Below are 21,407 nucleotides of genomic sequence, written 5' to 3'. Positions count from 1 at the left end.
TGGCTATCGGGATTTCAATTCTCTCAACCTTTTTTCTCTTGGCACAATTCCACCAAAACCCCATTGGTTGATCGGGGATGCAAAAATACAACTATTTTGTTGTCGGCACCTTCTTTGGGTGTTTCATTGAGAATCTCAAAACCTTCACTTTTCAACCTGTCCATTTCGGCATAAATATTTTCCACATCAAAAGCGATATGGTGGATCCCTTCCGATTTTTTATCCAAGTATTTTGCAATAGGGCTATCAGGTCTAGTCGCTTCCAACAATTCAATTTTTGTCTCTCCAATCATAAAAAACGAGGTCTTTACCCCTTCCCCTTCCACCGCTTCTTCTTTATAATTATCCTTTCCCAATAATTTCGCAAACAGTTGATTGGATTGTTCGATATCCTTTACCGCAATCCCCAAATGCTCTATTTTTCTCATTTCAATAATTTTTTATCTTTGCTATTGAATTTATTCAACTTAAAGCATGTTAACTTCATGCTTTATACAACTGAATTTAATACTTAAAGATATGATAACTGTTTCGGAAAAGGCAAAGGAAAGAATCCTTTCATTGAGAAAAGAGGAAGGAAGAACCGAAAATGAAAACATCAGGGTTTCTGTCAAAGGAGGCGGATGTTCAGGATTGATGTATGATCTTGGATTTGATGCCAGTTTGGTGGAGACTGACCATGTCTTTGAAGACAAAGGCATCAAGATTTTGGTGGACAGAAAAAGTCTACTCTATCTAGCAGGAACTGTTCTTGAATTTACTGATGGTTTGAATGGCAAAGGTTTCCAATTTGTCAATCCAAATGCCTCAAGGACTTGTGGATGCGGAGAAAGTTTCTCGGTATAAACCATACACATTCAATATTAAAAAAGAGATGCTGATAAGTTTTATCAGCATTTTTTATTTGTGGCAGGGAAACTTTTATTCCAATTGTTACCTTTGCCGACAAGAAAATAAACCCCCTGTTATGTCAGAAAACATCAAGAAAATACAACTCAATGACCTCCATGTTGCTTTGGGAGGCAAAATGGTTCCTTTTGCAGGATTCAATATGCCTGTGAGGTATTCTTCAGATACTGAGGAGCACCACACAGTAAGGCAGGGAGTAGGCGTATTTGATGTTTCTCATATGGGTGAATTCAAAGTCACCGGACCCAAAGCCCTTAGTCTTATCCAAAAGGTAACTTCCAATGATGCCTCCAAACTTGTCATTGGCCAAGCCCAATATTCCTGCTTTCCAAATGAAACAGGCGGAATCGTAGACGACCTGATCGTTTACAAATTCGGGGAAGAAGAATATATGTTGGTCGTCAATGCCTCCAATATTGAAAAGGATTGGAATTGGATCAACAAACACAATGACATGGGTGCCACGTTGGAAAATATCTCTGAAAGCATTTCCCTTTTTGCTATCCAAGGACCAAAAGCCATCGAAGCTGTCCAATCCCTGACAAGTGTGAACCTCTCTGATATCAAATTTTACCATTTTGCAGTGGGGGATTTTGCAGGAGTACAGGATGTAATCATTTCCGGGACGGGATATACAGGTGCCGGAGGATTTGAGGTATATGTCAAAAACGAAGACGCAGAAAAGGTTTGGAATGCAGTTTTTGAAGCCGGAAAGCCGTATGACATCAAGCCGATTGGTCTTGGTGCAAGGGATACCCTGAGATTGGAAATGGGCTATTGCCTTTATGGCAATGACATCAATGATGAAACATCGCCTATCGAAGCGGGACTCGGTTGGATCACCAAATTCACCAAGGATTTTATCAATTCAGAGAATCTAAAAAAACAGAAAGAAAACGGAGTAAACAAAAAATTGGTAGGATTCATTTTGCAGGAAAAAGGTATTCCAAGAGGCCATTATCCGATTGTCAATCTGGATGGAGAACCTATTGGCGATGTCACTTCAGGCACTATGACACCTTCTATGGGAGTCGGTATAGGGATGGGATATGTCAAATCCGAATATGCCACCCCAGGTACAGAAATAGCCATAACCGTCAGAAACAAAAATCTTTTGGCGAAAGTGGAGAAATTTCCATTGTACAAAAAATAATCAAAGGACATACATACAAGCCCGCAGAAGGAATCCTTTGCGGGTTTTTTTATTAAACATCAAGCATGATAAATATTGAAGTCTGCGTGAGTCCTGAATTGATTCACCTGTATGATACCAAAGGGAAAAATGTGGTCATCGTGGATATTTTTAGGGCGACTTCCACTATGATGGCTGCCTTGGCAAATGGTGTGAAGTCGATCACCCCTATCATGGACCTAGAAGCATGCCGGGATTTTGCTTCCAAAGGATATACTATAGCAGGCGAAAGAAATGGGCTTACGGCAGAAGGTTTTGAATTGGGAAATTCACCCTTGGCATATTTTAACCATGCGTATGCCGGTAAAAAAATTGCCATGACGACTACCAACGGAACCTTGGCAATCGAAAAAACAAAAGACGAGGCGAATCAAGTTGTACTTGGGGCTTTTGTCAACTTGAAAGCCACAGCCCAATACCTTATCAACCAGTCCCAGGACGTTTTGATCCTCTGCGCAGGCTGGAAAGGAAAATTCAATTTGGAGGATTCTTTATATGCAGGTGCTTTGGTCAGTAGTTTGCACCCACATTTCCAAACAGACTGTGATACAGCAATTGCTTTAAAGAGTCTTTATGAAAGCAATTCCCACAGGCTTCAGATTTTCTTGGGCCAAGCTTCCCACGCCAAAAGATTACAAAACCACAACATCGAAGCAGATATTGATTTTTGTTTATCTGTAGATTTATATGATATCATTGGCTTTCTTGAAGGAGATGAGTTGGTAGGGATTCCATCAAAAGACAATTGATGCCGAATTTTATTCCAATTATCTCAGCTTAAATTCTTAAAGCAACCAAATTTCAATACATTTGCTGCTACAAAAAAAGCCTTTCTTTTAACCGCTTATCCCTCCTATCATCATGTCTGAGGTCAAACTCTTCTCCGGAACCAACAGCCTTCAACTTTCAGAAAAAATTGCCAAACATTATGGAAAACGTTTAGGAGACTTAACAATCTCCAAATTCAGCGATGGAGAGCTGTCCCCGAGCTACAACGAATCTGTAAGAGGCTGCACTGTTTTTTTGATTCAGACTACCAACCCTACTGCAGATAATTTATTGGAGCTTTGCCTGATGATAGATGCTGCCAAAAGGGCGAGCGCCTACAAGGTCTGCGCAGTGATTCCATATTACGGTTATGCAAGGCAGGATAGGAAGGATAGACCGCGGGTTTCTATCGCAGCAAAACTGATTGCAAATATGCTGACCTCCGCCGGTGCTGACAGGATCATGACCTGTGACCTTCACGCCGGACAAATTCAGGGTTTTTTCGATATTCCTTTGGATCATTTGAATGGATCAGCTATTTTTGTGCCCTATTTGGAAAGGCTTGCCTTAGACAACATGATATTTGCCGCTCCTGATGTAGGGGGAGTAGCAAGGGCAAGGGCTTACGCCAAGCATTTCGAAGTAGAAATGGTCGTCTGTGACAAGCACAGAAAAAGAGCCAATGAAATCGCTTCCATGCAGGTAATTGGTGAGGTGGAAGGAAAAGATGTGATTTTGGTGGACGACTTGGTCGATACAGCAGGCACACTTTGCAAAGCCGCGCAAATCCTGATGGAAAAAGGAGCGACTTCGGTAAGGGCGATTGCGACCCATGGGGTTTTGTCAGGAAATGCTTATAAAAATCTTGAAAATTCTGTCTTAAAAGAACTTGTCATCACAGACACGATCCCAATGAGTCAGGTGTCCTCAAAAATCAGAGTACTTTCTGTAGCTGATTTGTTTGCAAAAGCAATCCACGCGGTCACAGGCAATACCTCCATCAGTGCGTTATTTATTTAGGATTACTTAATCAAACATATACAATCAAATTAAAAATTTATGAAATCATTAGAGATTATAGGGTTTAAAAGAGCAAATCTCGAGAGTGGAGACTTGAAGCAGATCCGTGAAGAAGGCAATGTGCCTTGTGTAGTTTACGGTCCTGCGATCAAAGAACAAATCCACTTTTATTCTCCTGCCATTCTTTTCAGAGACCTTGTTTACACGCCAGATGTGCACACGGTTGACTTGAACATTGAAGGCAACAAAATGAAAGCGGTATTGAAAGATTGCCAGTTTCACCCTGTGAGTGACGTATTGTTGCATGCAGATTTCTTGGCATTCAGCCCTGACAGAGCTATCAAATTTGAAATTCCTGTGGAAATTGTCGGTACGGCACCAGGTGTTCAAAAAGGTGGTAAGTTAGAATTCAAAACCAGAAAAATTGCTGTAAAAGGTCTAGCGGCTAACCTTCCTGACAAAATCAAGGTGGATGTGTCAAACTTAGACCTTGGAAAGTCAATCAGAGTAGGTGAAGTGAAGGCAGAGGGATTTGATATCCTTACCAGCCCTAATGTATCAATCGTCTCTGTAGGTATTCCAAGAGCATTGAGAGGTAAAAAAGGTGAATAATTTCACTTCTTAAAACCAATAAATCAAATCCTGCTTAGTCCTTAAGCAGGATTTTTTATTTTTGCTCCACATTTCAAAAACTGAATTGATGAAATACCTGATTGTAGGACTTGGGAATATCGGTCCTGAATATGAGTTGACCCGACATAATGTAGGATTTTTGACAGTAGACAGACTCGCTGACAAGCAAGGCGTAACCTGGAAAAGTGACCGTCTTGCGTTCAGTACCAATTTCAAATACAAAAGTAGACAGATTTACCTGATCAAACCCACCACTTACATGAACCTGAGCGGTAAGGCGGTGAATTATTGGATGAAGGAATTGGACATTCCCAAAGAAAACATCATTGTCATCGTGGATGACGTAGCTTTGCCTTTTGGTAAATTGAGAATGCGGGGAAAAGGATCTTCTGCCGGCCATAATGGATTGAAAAACATTGAAGAACTTACAGGCGGCCAGGAATATCCTAGGTTGAGGTTTGGGATCGGTGACGATTTTCCTAAAGGAAGGCAAATAGAATATGTTCTCGGAAGATGGTCTCAAAAAGAAATCGACGAACTTCCGATTTTTATGGACAAAGCCATAGACATGGTCCTCAGCTTCTGCACAGTCGGAATCAATATGACGATGACACAATTTAATGATTAATAAGACGTGAGACATAAGACGTGAGACATGAGACAATAAGTCCTATCAGAATCCAATATCCTTTAATATCCAGTATCTTTAAATATCTATTTCTACCCTATTTCAATTGTATTTCAATCTATTTCTACTTTATTTCCATTGTATTTCTATCGTATTTCAACTTTATTTCCATTTTATTACCCTAATCTTTTGAAATCAACTTTTTGGAAACTTTCTTTGTGAACACTTCAGGCAACTGATTTATAAAGAAGAGGTGAGAGAACAGGCTCGCTGACCCTCTGGCAACCATCCCGACACATCGAGAAAGGTGCCAAAACCTGCCCTACTAAAGGGAACTATAAATTAGACATTATGCGATTTTATTTTCATTTATTGGGTGTTTTCAAGTTTGATAAGTACGATGTACGAAGTACGAAGTACGAAGTACGAAGTACGAAGCATGATGAAGCGCATATTTCTAATTTTTCATCAATCTTAAATAATCTGTGTTCTTGCCATAAATTGGCACTGATTTTTTTATCCTACCAAATTCCATTCACTAATTTCCTTATTTCAACGCACCTCTAACCTATTAACCAATAGCAAAATACCATTCCCATGTCCCATTTTGAAACCGACGCCATCCGCATCAGCGCAAGCAAATCAAGCCAAAGAGAGCATTCATCGCCGATTTACCTGACTTCAAGTTTTACTTTTGATTCGGCTGAAGAAGCAAGGCAAATGTTTGCGGAGGAAATTGAAGGAAATATTTATTCAAGGTATTCGAATCCCAATTCCTCTGACCTGATCCAAAAAGTATGTGCAGCAGAAGGAACGGAATCCGGAATTGCGACCTCGTCCGGAATGGCTGCCATGTTTGGAAGTATTGCATCCCTTTTGCAGCAAGGAGACCATATATTGGCTTCTCGCTCTCTTTTCGGTTCTACTCATCAGTTGCTTACACGCATATTTCCAAAATGGGGAATCACTTCCACTTACGGAGATATTTCGGATTTCCAACATTGGGACAAACTGGTGCAGCCCAACACCAAGATGCTGTTCATCGAGACACCATCCAATCCGGGATTAGAAATCATTGACCTGGAGTGGGCAGGAAAATTTGCGGCTGCGCACAACCTGATCTTGGTGGTGGACAATTGCTTTGCCACACCTTACCTGCAGCAACCTGCAAAATGGGGAGCGCACATCGTCACACATTCCGCCACCAAATACATTGATGGACAGGGCAGGGTTTTGGGAGGATTGATCTTGGGCAAAAAAGAACTGATCAAAGAAGTTGAATTTTTCACAAGACATACAGGCCCATCGATCTCCCCTTTCAATGCCTGGATTTTGTCAAAAAGCATGGAAACTTTGGCTGTCAGAATGGACAGGCATTGTGAAAATGCTTTGAAAGTGGCCTCCTATTTTGAGGGGAATACAGAAATTGACTTTGTCAAATATCCTTTCCTTCCCTCCCATCCACAATATGAACTTGCCAAAAAACAAATGAAACAAGGAGGAGGCATCATCACCCTGACCTTGAAAGGAGGATTGGCAAGGGCACAAAAATTCATAGATTCCCTTCAGATGGTATCCATCACCCCAAACCTCGGAGACAGCCGCAGCATCATCACCCATCCTGCATCTACCACGCATAGCAAACTCTCGGTGGAGGAAAGGGCAAAAGTCGGGATTTCGGACGGATTGGTAAGACTTTCAGTCGGTTTGGAACATTATGAAGATATTATTCAGGATGTAGAAAGGGCATTGGAGAAATCTAAGTAGTTTTCATTGTAGCGTTTTGGCACTATTCTCCGTTTAGTCAATCAAATGCTCAAACTATGAAAAAACTTCTCCTTCCCCTCTTTTCATTTGGTGCACTATTCTTTGCCTGTGTGCCTTCCGAAGAAATAAAACCAACAGAAGCAAATTTGAGGACATTGGCCACATATGAGAAAGAACTGGCCAATTCAAGTACAAAATTCGCGCTTGATCTTTTTGCTCAGTTGAATGACCCTGATGAAGCCAATCAATTTTATAGTCCTTATAGCATTCATCAGGCACTCTCTATGACCATGAACGGAAACGAGAGTGAAGTTCTTCAAGAATTTGTAGATCTTCTGAGGTATGAAGGGATGAGTATTAATGATGCCAACAGTGGCTCCAAAGAATTGACCGAATTTTTGCTCCAAGTTGATCCGAAAGTTAAATTGTCCATTGCCAATGCCATTTGGTACAAGCAGGAGTATCAAGTACAAGTGCCTTTCAAAAATACCGCTAGGGAATATTATAATGCTGAAATCGCCGGACTTGACATGCTAAATCCCAATTCAGTCAACATCATCAACAACTGGATTGCTCAAAAGACAAACGACCTGATAAAGGATATGCTGGATGAAATCCCCTCCGATGCCGTCATGTATTTGGTCAATGCCATATATTACAAAGCTGACTGGAAGTATCAATTTGTAGCTTCCAAAACCAAAAAGGAAAACTTTTATCCTATTCCTGGGAATCCTGTTCTGGTAGACATGATGGATTTGGATAAACCTTCCGCATTTAGAAGTTATTTTGGAGATGGATACCACTACTTTGAAATACCCTATTCCACAGGCCAATATTCCATGGGAATTCTGTACAATCCGCAAGGAGATCTTGATCAGGTAAGCCAATATTTGAATTTGGGTAACATTGAAATGTGGAGAAAAAACTCGTCAGAGCAAAACTTCATTCTTAAAATGCCCAAATTCAAGATGAAGTACAAAATGGCAAACATGAAAGATGACCTCATTCAAATGGGTTTGGTCAGGCCTTTCTATTTCCATCCCGATAACTTCACCAAATTGTTTTCTAATCCCACTGATGATCTGAAAATCTCCAGAGTCATTCATGATGCAATGATTGAAGTAGATGAAAAAGGCAGCGAGGCGGCAGCAGCTACCATTGTGGAAGTCATAGAAAAAACTTCAGCCGGACCTTCCTTACCTTCAGTAGTTACTTTGGACAAACCTTTCATTTTCTTTATTCAGGAAAAACACAGTGGTGCGATTCTATTTATGGGAAAACTGGGTGATCCTTCAAAACTTTGATGTTATGTGAGTTATGACCAAAAGGCATAAAAGGCCGACTTTTGTTCCTTTGGTGCTATTTCATTATTTTTTGTCCAAGCCTAAGGCTGGTATTTTATCTGAATCAGAATTAAATTAGATTCTGATTCAAATCCTTCCCAAAATGATCAAAAACCCAAAGGAAATATTGAAAAAACTGAAATCCGTTATTTCACAAACGGAACTTGTGAGAACTGTCAAATGGGGAATTGATGTCTATACCTATCAGGGTCAAAATGTTTTGGGCATCGCGGCATTCAAATCCTATGTCGGGATTTGGTTTTACGACGGGGTTTCTTTGTCAGATCCATTGCAGGTTTTGGTCAATGCACAGGAGGGTAAAACCAAGTCACAACGGCAATGGAGATTCCATGATATAGAAGAACTCAATCCTGAATTAATCGTCGCCTATATCAATGAAGCTATTGAAAATGCAAAAAAAGGGCCCAAACCTGAAGCCGAAAAATCTAAAGAAATAGAAATCTCCAACATACTCAGTGAAGCACTGTGTTCGGATGAAGAACTCAATTTCTGTTTTGAAAAACTCAGCCCCTACAAGCAAAAAGAATATTCGGCTTATATTCAGGAAGCCAAACGGGAAGCAACACAGTTAACGAGACTTGAAAAAATCAAACCTATGATCATACAGGGAATCGGCCTTAACGACAAATACAAATAAAACCATGGCTAAAAACAAAACACAGGAAACTGAAGGCTCCGTGGCGGATTTTATCAATGCGATAGAAGACGATCAAAAAAGAAAAGATAGCTTTGAACTGATCCGGATTTTCAGGGAAGCCTCCGGTTTTGATCCAAAGATGTGGGGCTCCAGTATTATTGGCTTTGGGTCATACCACTACAAATATGACAGCGGCCGGGAGGATGATGCGCCTCTAACTGGATTTTCACCAAGAAAGGCTGCTATTTCTCTTTATTTTTCCTGCGATGTAGAAGGTCATCACGGTTCTCTACTTTCCCAATTAGGCAAATTCAAAAACGGTAAATCCTGTGTGTATATCAACAAGCTTTCAGATGTGAAGGAAGATGTCATCAAGGCTTTGGCCAAAGAATCTATCAAATTCATTCTTGAAAAATACCCAACTAAGTGACTTTTGTCATCAAGCAGTTTATTTGGATCATTTATATTTAAAACAGTTAATTTGCCTTAAATGATGAATCATTTGATGGGTTCTTTATATTTGATTTAAATGCTGAAACAATATTTGTCCATATTTTTTCTTTCTCTTTCCACATTGATGATGTTGGGACACAGCATTGTTCCTCACCATCACCACGGACACGTAGAGTTTCCAGATTTCCAAGAACAACTCCCACATATTGTACATGATTCCGATCGCCAAGACAGACATCTAAATCATGTCCTATTTAACATCCACCAGGGACAAAAAGGGGTCGAATGCATCTCCTGTCCAAACATTGACGAGAACTTCAACAACGAAAATTTCACTTTCCTTGCCATAGTGCCAACTAATATTGGACTCAATTTTCCTTTAAGCCTATGTCAAAAATTCTTTTTTGATTACCAAGACTCGTTATTCATTTCCAATTATTTTCCCCCTGGAGGCCTAAGGGCACCTCCTTTTTTTACTTGATTTCATAGTGACCCCTTATCCTTATTGGATGCTTATTGTCACACCTTCCCCTATTTAAAAACATTAATTGAATTACCATGAAAAAGGCAAATACCCTTTTGGCTTGGCTATTGGTTCTTGCTTTCAGTTGCAATGAGGCCCATGACCATAGCCATGACGAGGAAGAATCCATCCCACCCGTGGCATTGACTTCCTACTCAGATAAAATCGAGCTTTTTGTAGACTTTCCTTACCTGATAGCCGGAAAACCAACCACTATGATGGTTCACCTGACCAGTCTTGGGGAAAAATTCCAGCCGATTCAGGATGGAAAAATCAAGGCTACCCTGACTGTGAAAGGAAAAAGCATTTTGGCTGAGGTCAATAGCCAAGCAAGCACAGGCATCTATGAAGTTGAAATCACCCCGGAATCAACTGGTGCAGGAAAACTCACCTTTGATGTCCAATCCGGTCAGGGTTCTGAACAATTTGTGTTTGAAAACATCGAGGTTTTCCCCGATTTAGTAGCTGTAGTCAGAAGTCAAAAAGGTTCTGAAACCGGTGAGGAAATCACTTATTTGAAACCTCAGGCCTGGAACATTGAATTTGCTAATGAACCTGTCCAGACAATGCCTTTCAGGGAAATCCTGAAAACCAGTGGCCAAGTCGTTGCAGCTCCCGGTGATGAAACAGTGATTACTGCAAATTCGAGTGGTGCCGTCTTGTTTTCCAGTAATAAAACAGTGATTGGATCCAAATTGAATGTAGGAGACTTATTGTTCACGATTTCCGGAGGAAACCTTTCCCAAGGCAACACTGAGGTTTATTATAAAGAGACCAAAGCCAAATACGAATTGGCCAAAGCGGAGTTTGAAAGGGCTTCAATTTTGGTTCAGGATAAAATTATCTCTGAAAAAGACTTTTTACAGACAAAGCTTGCCTATGAAAGTACACAAGCTAGCTTTCAGGCGGTTGCCAAAAACTATTCTTCCACGGGTCAAAAAGTAACGGCCAATTCCTCAGGATTTTTAAAAAACCTTTTGGTTTCAGAAGGCCAATTTGTAGAACCGGGCATGCCTTTGGCCTTGGTGAGCAAAAACAAAAAAGTAATGCTTCAGGCCAATGTTTCCCAAAGATATTTTCAGAAGCTGCCATCCATCACCTCAGCCAATTTCAGAATTGTCAGCGAGGAAAAAATATATAATATAGAGGAATTGAACGGTAAGGTAATATCCTATGGAAAAAGCACTACTGAAAATGCAGCTTATATTCCTATCACTTTTGAAATCGACAACATTGGAAATATCATCCCGGGGTCTGTAGCGGAGGTTTACTTAAAATCCTCACAAATACCGGATGCTTTGGTGATTCCCTCCTCTGCCTTGATGGAAGAGCTCGGAAATTTCTTTGTTTTTGTACAAACGGGAGGAGAAACTTTTGAGAAAAGAGAAATCAAATTGGGGGGCAATGACGGAAAATATGTGCAGGTACTTTCAGGGGTGAAAGAAGGGGAAAGAGTCGTCACCAAAGGAGCTTATGCCATCAAATTGGCTAGTGCTTCAGGAGCGATTCCTGAGCATGGCCACTCCCATTGACCTTGAGTTGTTTTGTAGGGATAGGACCTTACTCTACTGATTTTCAAAATAATACATCACGAAAAACATGCTCAACAGAATTTTAAAATTTTCACTTAACAACCGCCTTTTGGTCATTATCGGCTTTGGCTTGTTGTCACTTTTTGGAACATACATAGCGTTCAATATGGAAGTGGATGTTTTTCCTGACCTGACAGCCCCAACTGTGGTGGTCTTGACTGAAGCCCACGGCATGGCCCCGGAAGAAGTAGAGCGTCTTGTCACCTTTCCCATAGAAACATCCGTCAACGGTGCAAGTAATGTAAGGCGTGTCCGAAGTGCTTCTTCAGGAGGCTTCTCTATAGTTTGGGTTGAATTCGAATGGGATACGGATATTTACCTTGCGAGGCAGGTAGTGAATGAAAAATTAGCCACCATCTCAGACAAGCTGCCAATGGGAGTCGGTTCTCCAACCATGGCACCTCAGTCCTCCATCATGGGTGAAATCATGTTTGTCGCTTTGACCGCGGACAGCACTTCCATGATGGACTTGCGGACCATCGCTGATTGGATTATCCGTCCAAGGTTATTGGCTACAGGTGGTGTCGCTCAGGTAATCGTCTATGGCGGAGATTTTAAGCAATACCAAATACAGGCCAATCCCCAAAGGATGAATTTTCATGGTGTCTCTCTTTCGGAACTTATTGCTGCTGCGGGGGAATCAAACGGCAACTCTTCGGGAGGATTTTTGAATGAATACGGCAACGAATACATCATCAAAGGAATAGGCCGGACCAATGAGGTAGGGGAAATCGGGCGATCCATCATTAAAAAATCAAACGGACAGATCATTAGGATCGAAGATGTCGCAGAAATCAAAATCGGAGCGGCACCAAAAATCGGAGATGCTTCCAGCAACGGCAAGCCATCCATTGTGTTAGCAGTCTCTAAGCAACCTAACATCAATACCCTAAACCTGACCAATAAAATCGACGAGGCAGTATCTGACCTCCAAAAATCCCTTCCTGCAGACATCATTTTCAATACAAATGCCTTTAGGCAGGCCGATTTTATCAACGCTTCCATCAGTAATATCCAAAGAACGCTGATGGAAGGTAGTGCCTTTGTGGTGATCGTTCTCTTTTTGTTTTTGATGAATTGGAGGGCAACGGTCATTTCCCTTTTGGCGATTCCGATTTCCTTGCTGGTTGCTATACTTACTCTAAAATGGCTTGGTTTTACGATCAATACCATGAGTTTGGGAGGGATGGCGATCGCGATCGGAGATTTGGTTGACGATGCCATCATTGATGTAGAAAACGTTTTGAAAAGGCTGAAGGAAAATGCCAAAAAACCAAAGGCAGAAAGAACCAATCAGCTTGAGGTGATATTCAATGGCTCCTTTGAAATCCGCCAATCCATCATAAATGCTACGTTTATCATCATTGTGGCATTTATTCCGCTCTTTTTTCTATCAGGAATGGAAGGAAAGCTTTTGGCACCGCTTGGCATTGCCTTTATCGTGGCTCTTTTTGCTTCCCTCATTATTGCCATCACATTGACCCCGGTGCTTTGCAGCTACATGCTGACCAACGAAGAAAGGCTCGAAAAACAGGAAAAGGAAAGTTGGCTTGTAACCAAACTTCAATTGTCCTATGTTACTTTTTTGGAGTTTGCCATGAAGTGGAAAAAGGCATTTATCGGATCAGCACTCGCCATGTTGCTATTAGCGATCTTAGCATCCACCCAATTGGGAAGAAGTTTTTTACCGGAATTCAATGAAGGTGCATTGACAATTGCTGCAGTAACTTTGCCAGGTATATCTCTGGAGGAAAGTAACAAAATCGGAAAAAGGGTGGAAGATGCTCTGTTGACTGTTCCGGAGGTAATCTCTACCACCCGCAGAACAGGCAGATCCGAATTGGATGAACATGCCCAAGGGGTCAATTCCTCTGAAATTGAAGTTCCATTTGAGCTTGGTGAAAGAACAAGAGCAGAGTTTTTGGCAGACTTAAGAGATAAACTTTCAGTCATCAAGGAAGCAAACATCACCATTGGCCAACCTATTTCACATAGGATTGACCACATGCTTTCTGGTACGCGTGCAAACATCGCCATCAAAATATTCGGCTCGGACCTCAACAGGATGAATTCGCTTGGCCATCAGATCAAAAATGAAATACAGGATATCGAAGGATTGGTGGACCTCAGCGTGGAACCGCAGATCGAAATCCCCCAAATCCAGCTCAAAGCCAAAAGGGAGATGCTGAGCCATTATGGGATTACCATCGGGCAGTTCAATGAATTTGTGGATGTCGGATTATCAGGAGAAAAAGTTTCTGATATCTATGAAGAAAACCGTTCCTTCGACCTGATTGTGCGGTTTGATCCGGAAAGCCGGGAGAAAATGGAAGATATCCTCAACACCCAGATTGATACCCATACCGGAGAAAAAATACCGCTTCATTACGTGGCTGACATTGTATCAGCCAGCGGGCCGAATACCATCAACAGGGAAAATGTCCAAAGGAAAACCGTTGTATCTGCAAATGTGGCCGGGAGAGACCAAAAATCCGTGGTGGATGAAGTGCGTCAAAGAATCAATGACAATATCAAATTGCCGGAAGGCTACCATGTCGAACTCGGCGGTCAATTTGAAGCTGAGGAAGAAGCATCTTCTACCCTATTGATCGCCTCCTTGTTTTCCATTTTAGTGATTTTTCTGATCCTTTTTCAAGAATTCAAAAACGGAAAAATAGCCGCTATCATCCTCATCAACTTACCCTTGGCACTGATCGGAGGAATAATGAGTATCTATTTTACCAATGGAATTCTAAGTATTCCCGCCATCATCGGGTTCATCACTTTGTTTGGTATTGCTACCCGAAACGGCATTTTGTTGGTCTCACACTATGAAACTTTGAGACAAGAAGGGTTGGACCTTTACCAAACAGTGATCCAAGGCTCTAAAGACAGACTGAGTCCCATTTTGATGACGGCTATCACCGCAGGCTTGGCATTGATTCCTTTGGCGATGGCGAGTGACCTTCCGGGAAATGAAATCCAAAGTCCGATGGCAAAAGTCATTTTAGGGGGATTGACCACATCGACGCTACTAAACCTCATCATCGTGCCGATGGTGTACTATTTATCCAAATCAAAATCTGAGATAAAATGAAAAATATAATCTGTTCAATCCTGCTGTCTATATTTGTTGCCTTTCCTGTTTGGGCACAAGTCAGTATGGAAGATATCTTGGTGGAAATTGAGAAAAACAATAAAACCCTGCAGGCCAATGCCCAAAACACCGAGGCACAAAAACTGGGTTTCAAGTCCAACAATCCTCTCTACAATCCCAATGTGGAATATGATTTTATGTATGGATTTCCTTTAAGTGCCGGAAATCAGAGGGACTTTTTGGTCAATCAAGCTTTTGATTTTCCTACCTCATACAGTAAAAGAAAGCAACTTTCAGAAGGAAGGGTTTCCCAATCAGATTTTCAATACAATGCCGGCAGGCAAGAAATCCTCTTTGAGGCGAAAAGCACCTGCATAGAATTGATTTATAGAAACAAACTTCACATTCAACTTCAGGAAAGGAAAGCTTTTACAGAAAGTCTATTGGCAAGCTTCGAAAAAAGGTTGAGTACCGGTGAAGGCAATATCCTCGATGTCAATAAGGCTAGGCTTCAACTTATTGAGATCAACAAAGATTTCCAGCTTAACCTTTCCCAAGTCAACCAACTGACTCAGCGATTGACCGGACTCAATGGCGGTGAGGAATTGACATTCAAATCCACAGAATACCCTGTATTGGATCCAATTGGGGATTTTGAAGAATTGTTTGGTGAAATCCAGTCGAAGGATCCGACATTGAAATTCGTCGAAATGGACATCGCCTCGGCTCAGAAGCAATTGGAACTATCCAAATCCCTCGCGCTGCCAAAACTTGAAGCGGGCTTCCGCCACCAAGCTATTTTGGGGCAAAGGTTCAATGGATTTCACTTCGGTACGACCATCCCACTTTGGGAAAACAAATACAAAGTCAGACAAAGCGAAGCCGAACTCTCCACTTCAGGCCTCAAAGTCCTGCAATTTCAAAATGACAAATATTCTTCCTCTCGCCAGCTTTATGAAAAGTACCAAAAACTTTCTGTTACTTTGAATGAATACCAAAATGTCCTTTCAGCGCTCAACAGCAAGGAATACCTGGACAAAGCTTTGGCCGTAGGACATATCTCTACCATCGAATATTTTTTGGAAAGCAATTATTATTACATGGCATACAACAATTACCTTCAAACAGAATTTGAATACCACGTCACGGTTGCAGAGATCCTAAAATTCAGGCTTTGATTTGAAACTTTGAAAATGATCAACATTTATGAAACTCACGATAACTTCACTTGAGCTAAAAAACGCATTTTTGTTTTTCAGATTGGCCAATTCCGCCTTGGCAATTACGCTTCAAGTCAAGAGCAGTAATAGCTTAGGGATGAAAAAAACAGGGTTTTGGACTAAACACTACACCATGACCCTTTGGCCGGATGAAAAAAGCCTGAAAGATTTCTCCAAAAGCGGTGCTCACCTGAAAGCAATGAGAGAAAGTGGAAAATTGGCAAAAGAAATCCGGACCTTAACCATCGATGCTGATCGATTTCCGGATTGGAAAGTAGCCAAGAAGTTGCTTGAAGACGTAAAACCTCTCAAATTTTAAGTGTTAACACCAAAATTGATTCTATGCAATTGACCAAAATTATATCGCCTGCTATAGCCGCAAATGGAATCCTGCTGATTACATCAGCTACATTGGTATTCCATTTTTTAATTCTTTCCGGTATAATCCCATTTGAAAATACTTGGGGAGGGAGGTTGGAAAACAGGGAACAAATGGTTGTTTTTGAATCTATCTCCATTTTGGTCACACTTTTAGTAATGGGAGCTGTAGGGATTTCCGCAGGTTATTTGAATTGGAAAATCAAACCCATAATTCTCAAGGTGTTGTTCTATATCCTGATGGCTGTTTTTGCCCTTAATACAGTTGGAAATCTGTTTGCAAACAATGACTTTGAAAAATTCTTTGCAACCCCGGTGACCTTAATTTTGGCTATTTTCTGCTGGAGATTGGCTATTTTAACTTCTTATCCTTCGCCAAGCTAACTTTGTAGTCGTCAGGAGTGCCCTTCATGTTAATATTCACAAACCTCACCCGCTTATTGCCATCCCGGTAGACAATGGAATCTTCCTGTTCCGGGTTAATTTCATCTTTGCTTTTGCCTGCAAATAAGGACTTGAATCCAACGGAAGTGACCAATCCCAATGGAATTCTGATAAAATAATCCATGTTCATATCCAGACTTTGTTTACCGGACAATTCAATGAATCCAAGACTGGAATTGATATTCATGAGGGGAATTGATAGGATTCCTTCCTTCAATTCAAAAGTATTTTTCAAGGTATCAAACCTGACATTGTTGAGGTTTTTGTCAGAAAAATAGGACGACATGGCACTGAGAGGTGCAAAATTTACAAGGCTCCCCTGATAGACGGTCAGGTCCATATCAGCCTCAGACTTGTCAATGATGGGCGTCAGATCAGGATACACCATAAATTTACTCTTGATGGTGCCACTGACTTTGCCATGCAAGTTTTCATTGATCAGATAATCTTGGCCAAAGTTTTCAAACTTGAACAGCAATTTGTCCAGATCAAGTTTTTCGGCCTCCATGGTACTGTGAAAATAGATATGTTCAGGATCACTTCCATTAAAGTAGCCTTTTATAGCCAAGGTCCCGTCTGCTGCATGCAGCGAAAGTGTATCCAAATGGATATAGTGGTTTTTGGTAGTTCTTGCTACTGCATGAAAATCTTCCAACCAAAAATTATGGTAATTCAATTTACCGATTTTAGCTTCAAAGGACATTTCGGAAAAGGGCAAATCGAATACATTAAATGCCTCTTGATGGTTGGTGTCTACATCGATCCCTTCAAAAGCCATTAATTCATCTAGGTCCAGCGCATTGGATTCAAAGGAAAAATAATTGGTCTTAACATGTAATGAATCAGGTTCTCCGAGGAAGTAACCTAATTTGAAGTTAAAATCGGATTCACCCATTCTACCACCAAAATCTTCCATCGTCAGGTAGTCATTTTCATAATGTACCCTTCCTTTGAAATCATGAAGCCGCAAAGGGTGGACTTTAAATTTTCCATCCAAATCCGTAAGGTAAAAATCTGCTGATTTGAATTGGCCATCATAATGGAGGTCAAGGCTACCTTTCAGATTCAATTTGTCAATTTCTTCCTTTTGGTAATCCTTGGGCAAATAATTAACCCCGTTATAGGTTAGAAGATCGCTGATATTGAGATGATTGGACACCAAATCAAATTCAAATCTGCTGTCACCTTTTGTGACTTCCTGAAACCATTTGGCGTAATTCAACACTTTTCCCGAAAAATGAAAGTCGCTTTTATCGATTTCACCCGAGAAATCCTTGACCTCCATCATCTCTTCATCTATGACAATATCCGCATGAAAATCATGAAAAGCATGAGGGTAATTTTTGAGTTTGGCATAAAAATCTTCAACGAAAAACTCGCCTTTAGGCAAATGCTCAAAATTCTGCAAATCAGCTCCTGTGGATTCAAAAGAAAGTAAAATGTTGAAATCTGAAATCACTTCTTGAAGGCTCGTATCCTCCGGAGTCAACTGCCCCAAATCAATTGTTCGGGACATCGCTTTCAGTTCTGTCCGGATAGCTTTATTTTGACCATGTACCAAGGCCGGAAAATCATCAATTGAACCCGAAAGTTTAAAGTCGGAGTCTCCAATTTTGAAAGAGAGATTTTCAAGTCGGAGTTTTCCGTTTCTCATAAAGGCGTAGATGTTTGCGCTTTTGATAGGCAAAGGATAATCCTGTAGTTTGAAATTTAGATTTTTGACAATCAATTCACTTTCTAGGCTGTTTTTGACCCCTGTCATTCCCACTGCGCCACTGTCCAGGTTGATTATTTCATCAAAATCCATGTTTACTACTACCTGTCCACTGAATCCTTCTAAGCCATCTACTTCAAAAAATTGACTCAAAAATTCAAGATCTAAGTCAGCATTGAGGTTGACTTTTACATAAGGATCCTCAAAATCACGGATGACCAATTTTCCTTCAAATTTTCCCTGGTCTGGTTTTGCGTAGAAATTCAACAACTGAAACTCTGATGTTTTGAGGCTTCTTTCCGAGCCGTTGGTAAAAAATCCGGCAAATCTCAGATCATCCACCTTTCGGTTCTTGTCGGGATTTACAAAATAGGCGTTGTCACATCCAAACTCAAATGCGATCTTAGGTACTTTCCCATTTCCCACTACCCCACTGACACTTCCTTGGAAGTACACATCACCTTCATTTTGATATTTCTTCAAAGCAGCCCCTGTTTCATTGGGTAAAAATGCAGCCAACAAGGAGAAGTCAGGTTTTTCTCCCCCTATTTCCAGATCCAAAAAAGTTTCTTCGCCTAGAATGGCTTTGCCTGAAAGTGTCAGGTAAGCATCTTCCAATGCCAATTTGGACCTGGTGATGGATACCTCACTTTTGATTTGGTCATAATCGAGTTCAATTTCAACTCCAAGATGTTTGTTTGCAAAAAAAGAGGTCTCCCCACCAATCAGATAATCAAAAACCATATCTGAGTCAAAATCAACTATGATGTGGTCGTCGGCAAAATTTATTGAAGCAAGACCTTTGGAAAGGTCCATTTTAACTGCGCTTAGGTCGGAGAGGTCACTGTAGTTTACTTTAAATGAATCCAAGGAAATCCGCGATAGGTTGATCTCCAATTCCTCATTTTCATTTTTTGGGCTCGCGGAATCTAAATCAATAGCTTGAAGGAGATTTATGTTTCCCTCTAAATCTTTTTCCAAATCCAAAAACCCATTTTCCAACTTGAGAGATTTGACATTATACTTCCCGACCAATATATCCCAAACACTAAACCCTATATACAAGTCATTGACACTGAAAATCACCTCAGCTTCTTGGTTCTTCCCCCCATAAAAAACTACATTTTGAAGATCGATCGAAACATATGGGAAATTAGCAAAGGGAGAAATGCGCGAATCCTTCACAACCAATAGGCCATTCAATCCTTCATTAACTGAATCAATTGCATGCTGTGTCAGTTGCTTTTGGTTTTGATTAAGCAAAAAAACCGACATCACTGGAATGACAGCAAAAGTCAAAAAAACTATCAAAATTATGCCTGTAACAATTCGTTTATTCATTTTCAATAATTATAGCCAACAATAATTTCAACCCCAAATTCTCCTTTTTTGATTTGACGGGGCAAAATAAATACTAAATTGATTGCCAAAAATTGCTTTTTCGGGTGAATAAGCCTGAGACCTTTGGTTATTATTCCTTCAAAAATATAAATTTTTCTGAATTGATTGCTACTAGTTGACTTTTCCAGGATGTCTGTTGTTTTTTCCTTCACGGTTTTGTAGCGCATCCCCCATATCTTCCCTTGCTTTTTCGGCCAATATTTTCATTTTGGCTACGACTTCAGGATTTTGGGCAACCACATTCTTGGATTCTGAAGGATCACTTGGAATATGGTAAAGTTCCATTTCTTTCATCTCGATCATGTAATAATCAATCGGATTACCATCATTTCTAAAAGCTTGACCCGGAGCAATGCTGCGGTATTTGTGGGGGAAATAGAGTTTCCAATCTCCCATGACTACAGCCTGAAGTTGATTTCTGTTGTAATAAATAAAATAGGCCTCCTGCTGTGAGGTTGCATTTGCATCGGTAAGCATGGGGAAAATGCTTTTTCCATCAATAGGTAACATGGGTAAATCCGCTCCGGTAATCCGGGCTATGGTCGGTAAGATATCAATACTCATCGCAGGATTCTCCTGCACCAAACCTGCAGGAAAATGGCCTTTCCACTTCATGATGGCAGGGATTTTAACACCTCCGTCCCAAGAAGTTCCCTTCCCTTCCTTGAGCGGACCTGCCGAACCGGAATGTCCCGAATAGGAAAGCCAAGGACCATTGTCTGAAAGAAAGATGACTAAGGTGTTTTCCTCCAATCCATTATCTTTCAGTGCTTTCAAGACTTCACCCACTGACCAATCAATCTCCATCACCACATCACCATAAAGCCCTTTTTGAGATTTTCCCTTGTACTTATCAGACACAAAAAGCGGTACATGCGGCATCGGATGCGCCAGGTAAAGGAAAAAAGGATTCTCCTTATTTCGGCCGATAAAGTCGCAAGCCATATCTGTAAACCTTGTCGTCAACATACTTTGGTCTGAAAAAAGCGTATCCACTACTTTGTCATTTTTGTACAAAGGAAGTGGCGGATAATAATTTTTTGACTGCGGATGATTGGGCCACATGTCATTGGAGTAGGGAATTCCATAATACTCATCAAAACCCTGACTGCTAGGCAAAAACTCAGGTTGATGCCCCAAATGCCACTTCCCAAACATCCCTGTCTGATATCCCAAAGGTTTCAACATCTCGGCGATGGTGGTTTCCTCAGGATTCAAACCATGCTTTGCAGTATGGTCAAGCGCACCGTGTATCCCAAGCCTGTTGGAATATGTACCGGTCAACAAAGCCGCTCTCGAAGCGGAACAAACAGCCTGGGCCACATAGAAATTGGTGAATTTGACACCTTCTTTTGCCATTTGGTCAAGATTTGGCGTGACGATATCTGGAGATCCATAAGTCCCCAAATCACCATATCCCAAATCATCAATGAAAATCAAAATGACATTGGGTTTTTCGGATTCCGTCAATTTAAAATCGGAGATTGCCAAGCAGGCAAATCTTACAAAACCAATCAAAATAATTGTAAAAGCGATTTTAATGGCTGAAATCCGCATGGGTTAAGAGGTGTCTCTGGTAAAATGATTAAGAAAGATGTGAGTTTTGTTCTCTAGAAATTAATTAAAATCAGGAATGTTGAAGAAAAAATAGAAATCCATAAAGTCCA

The 21,407-nt window shown here is 40.8% G+C and carries 18 protein-coding genes and 1 riboswitch; of the genes, 15 read left to right on the top strand and 3 right to left on the bottom strand.

Annotated features, from left to right (window positions below):
- Positions 1-23 precede the first annotated feature (23 nt).
- The gene (mce, locus tag DQW11_RS14405) at positions 24-428 is read right to left on the bottom strand and encodes a methylmalonyl-CoA epimerase (protein ID WP_113924755.1); all 405 of its coding nucleotides are present in this window, start codon (positions 426-428) and stop codon (positions 24-26) included.
- 91 nt (positions 429-519) lie between these two features.
- Here mce and DQW11_RS14400 point away from each other — a divergent pair, with 91 nt between their 5' ends.
- The 15 genes from DQW11_RS14400 to DQW11_RS14325 all read left to right on the top strand — a co-directional run bounded on the left by DQW11_RS14400 (position 520) and on the right by DQW11_RS14325 (position 16,565).
- Positions 520-846, top strand: a complete 327-nt coding sequence (locus DQW11_RS14400; RefSeq protein WP_113924754.1) for a HesB/IscA family protein — start codon at positions 520-522, stop codon at positions 844-846.
- A 121-nt stretch (positions 847-967) separates the two neighbouring features.
- Positions 968-2,062, top strand: a complete 1,095-nt coding sequence (gcvT, locus tag DQW11_RS14395; protein ID WP_113924753.1) for a glycine cleavage system aminomethyltransferase GcvT — start codon at positions 968-970, stop codon at positions 2,060-2,062.
- 65 nt (positions 2,063-2,127) lie between these two features.
- Positions 2,128-2,850, top strand: a complete 723-nt coding sequence (locus tag DQW11_RS14390) for a 2-phosphosulfolactate phosphatase (RefSeq protein ID WP_113924752.1) — start codon at positions 2,128-2,130, stop codon at positions 2,848-2,850.
- Positions 2,851-2,962: 112 nt separating this feature from the next.
- On the top strand, positions 2,963-3,889 hold the full coding sequence (locus tag DQW11_RS14385; RefSeq protein WP_113924751.1) for a ribose-phosphate pyrophosphokinase: 927 nt from the start codon (positions 2,963-2,965) through the stop codon (positions 3,887-3,889).
- A 39-nt stretch (positions 3,890-3,928) separates the two neighbouring features.
- Positions 3,929-4,501 carry a 50S ribosomal protein L25/general stress protein Ctc gene (locus DQW11_RS14380; RefSeq protein WP_113924750.1) on the top strand — a complete coding sequence of 191 codons (573 nt, stop codon included), beginning with the start codon at positions 3,929-3,931 and terminating at the stop codon, positions 4,499-4,501.
- Between the two features lie 88 nt (positions 4,502-4,589).
- Positions 4,590-5,150 carry an aminoacyl-tRNA hydrolase gene (pth, locus tag DQW11_RS14375; RefSeq protein ID WP_113924749.1) on the top strand — a complete coding sequence of 187 codons (561 nt, stop codon included), beginning with the start codon at positions 4,590-4,592 and terminating at the stop codon, positions 5,148-5,150.
- 237 nt (positions 5,151-5,387) lie between these two features.
- Positions 5,388-5,494: riboswitch (SAM riboswitch) on the top strand.
- Between the two features lie 253 nt (positions 5,495-5,747).
- The gene (locus DQW11_RS14370; protein WP_113924748.1) at positions 5,748-6,917 is read left to right on the top strand and encodes a trans-sulfuration enzyme family protein; all 1,170 of its coding nucleotides are present in this window, start codon (positions 5,748-5,750) and stop codon (positions 6,915-6,917) included.
- A 56-nt stretch (positions 6,918-6,973) separates the two neighbouring features.
- Complete coding sequence (locus tag DQW11_RS14365; RefSeq protein WP_113924747.1) at positions 6,974-8,221, top strand: serpin family protein; 1,248 nt, start codon at positions 6,974-6,976, stop codon at positions 8,219-8,221.
- A 142-nt stretch (positions 8,222-8,363) separates the two neighbouring features.
- On the top strand, positions 8,364-8,918 hold the full coding sequence (locus DQW11_RS14360; RefSeq protein ID WP_113924746.1) for a YdeI/OmpD-associated family protein: 555 nt from the start codon (positions 8,364-8,366) through the stop codon (positions 8,916-8,918).
- A gap of 4 nt (positions 8,919-8,922) precedes the next feature.
- Positions 8,923-9,348 carry a DUF1801 domain-containing protein gene (locus tag DQW11_RS14355; protein ID WP_113924745.1) on the top strand — a complete coding sequence of 142 codons (426 nt, stop codon included), beginning with the start codon at positions 8,923-8,925 and terminating at the stop codon, positions 9,346-9,348.
- Positions 9,349-9,929: 581 nt separating this feature from the next.
- A complete protein-coding gene (locus DQW11_RS14345) occupies positions 9,930-11,426 on the top strand; it encodes an efflux RND transporter periplasmic adaptor subunit (RefSeq protein ID WP_232826752.1) in 1,497 nt (498 codons plus the stop codon).
- Positions 11,427-11,493: 67 nt separating this feature from the next.
- On the top strand, positions 11,494-14,583 hold the full coding sequence (locus DQW11_RS14340) for an efflux RND transporter permease subunit (RefSeq protein WP_113924743.1): 3,090 nt from the start codon (positions 11,494-11,496) through the stop codon (positions 14,581-14,583).
- Positions 14,580-15,761: a TolC family protein gene (locus tag DQW11_RS14335; RefSeq protein WP_113924742.1), complete on the top strand. Its 1,182-nt coding sequence runs from the start codon at positions 14,580-14,582 to the stop codon at positions 15,759-15,761. Before DQW11_RS14340 ends, DQW11_RS14335 begins: the two co-directional genes overlap by 4 nt.
- A 28-nt stretch (positions 15,762-15,789) precedes the next feature.
- Complete coding sequence (locus DQW11_RS14330) at positions 15,790-16,122, top strand: DUF3291 domain-containing protein (RefSeq protein WP_113924741.1); 333 nt, start codon at positions 15,790-15,792, stop codon at positions 16,120-16,122.
- Between the two features lie 23 nt (positions 16,123-16,145).
- The gene (locus tag DQW11_RS14325; RefSeq protein ID WP_113924740.1) at positions 16,146-16,565 is read left to right on the top strand and encodes a hypothetical protein; all 420 of its coding nucleotides are present in this window, start codon (positions 16,146-16,148) and stop codon (positions 16,563-16,565) included.
- On the opposite strand, the gene DQW11_RS14320 is transcribed toward DQW11_RS14325, so the two are convergent.
- On the bottom strand, positions 16,534-19,680 hold the full coding sequence (locus tag DQW11_RS14320) for an AsmA-like C-terminal region-containing protein (RefSeq protein WP_113924739.1): 3,147 nt from the start codon (positions 19,678-19,680) through the stop codon (positions 16,534-16,536). The genes DQW11_RS14325 and DQW11_RS14320 overlap by 32 nt on opposite strands.
- A gap of 171 nt (positions 19,681-19,851) precedes the next feature.
- Positions 19,852-21,297, bottom strand: a complete 1,446-nt coding sequence (locus DQW11_RS14310) for a sulfatase family protein (RefSeq protein WP_113924737.1) — start codon at positions 21,295-21,297, stop codon at positions 19,852-19,854.
- Between the last annotated feature and the right edge of the window lie 110 nt (positions 21,298-21,407).

It is taken from the genome of Cognataquiflexum aquatile (assembly GCF_003316845.1).
In the GTDB taxonomy this organism is placed as follows: Bacteria; Bacteroidota; Bacteroidia; order Cytophagales; family Cyclobacteriaceae; genus Cognataquiflexum; species Cognataquiflexum aquatile.
This window is presented reverse-complemented; position numbering and strand designations above follow the sequence as displayed.

Coding starts and splice junctions, on each gene's coding strand:
- mce (WP_113924755.1), bottom strand. CDS start 428: ATGAGAAAAATAGAGCATTTGGGGATTGCGGTAAAGGATATCGAACAA.
- DQW11_RS14400 (WP_113924754.1), top strand. CDS start 520: ATGATAACTGTTTCGGAAAAGGCAAAGGAAAGAATCCTTTCATTGAGA.
- gcvT (WP_113924753.1), top strand. CDS start 968: ATGTCAGAAAACATCAAGAAAATACAACTCAATGACCTCCATGTTGCT.
- DQW11_RS14390 (WP_113924752.1), top strand. CDS start 2,128: ATGATAAATATTGAAGTCTGCGTGAGTCCTGAATTGATTCACCTGTAT.
- DQW11_RS14385 (WP_113924751.1), top strand. CDS start 2,963: ATGTCTGAGGTCAAACTCTTCTCCGGAACCAACAGCCTTCAACTTTCA.
- DQW11_RS14380 (WP_113924750.1), top strand. CDS start 3,929: ATGAAATCATTAGAGATTATAGGGTTTAAAAGAGCAAATCTCGAGAGT.
- pth (WP_113924749.1), top strand. CDS start 4,590: ATGAAATACCTGATTGTAGGACTTGGGAATATCGGTCCTGAATATGAG.
- DQW11_RS14370 (WP_113924748.1), top strand. CDS start 5,748: ATGTCCCATTTTGAAACCGACGCCATCCGCATCAGCGCAAGCAAATCA.
- DQW11_RS14365 (WP_113924747.1), top strand. CDS start 6,974: ATGAAAAAACTTCTCCTTCCCCTCTTTTCATTTGGTGCACTATTCTTT.
- DQW11_RS14360 (WP_113924746.1), top strand. CDS start 8,364: ATGATCAAAAACCCAAAGGAAATATTGAAAAAACTGAAATCCGTTATT.
- DQW11_RS14355 (WP_113924745.1), top strand. CDS start 8,923: ATGGCTAAAAACAAAACACAGGAAACTGAAGGCTCCGTGGCGGATTTT.
- DQW11_RS14345 (WP_232826752.1), top strand. CDS start 9,930: ATGAAAAAGGCAAATACCCTTTTGGCTTGGCTATTGGTTCTTGCTTTC.
- DQW11_RS14340 (WP_113924743.1), top strand. CDS start 11,494: ATGCTCAACAGAATTTTAAAATTTTCACTTAACAACCGCCTTTTGGTC.
- DQW11_RS14335 (WP_113924742.1), top strand. CDS start 14,580: ATGAAAAATATAATCTGTTCAATCCTGCTGTCTATATTTGTTGCCTTT.
- DQW11_RS14330 (WP_113924741.1), top strand. CDS start 15,790: ATGAAACTCACGATAACTTCACTTGAGCTAAAAAACGCATTTTTGTTT.
- DQW11_RS14325 (WP_113924740.1), top strand. CDS start 16,146: ATGCAATTGACCAAAATTATATCGCCTGCTATAGCCGCAAATGGAATC.
- DQW11_RS14320 (WP_113924739.1), bottom strand. CDS start 19,680: ATGAATAAACGAATTGTTACAGGCATAATTTTGATAGTTTTTTTGACT.
- DQW11_RS14310 (WP_113924737.1), bottom strand. CDS start 21,297: ATGCGGATTTCAGCCATTAAAATCGCTTTTACAATTATTTTGATTGGT.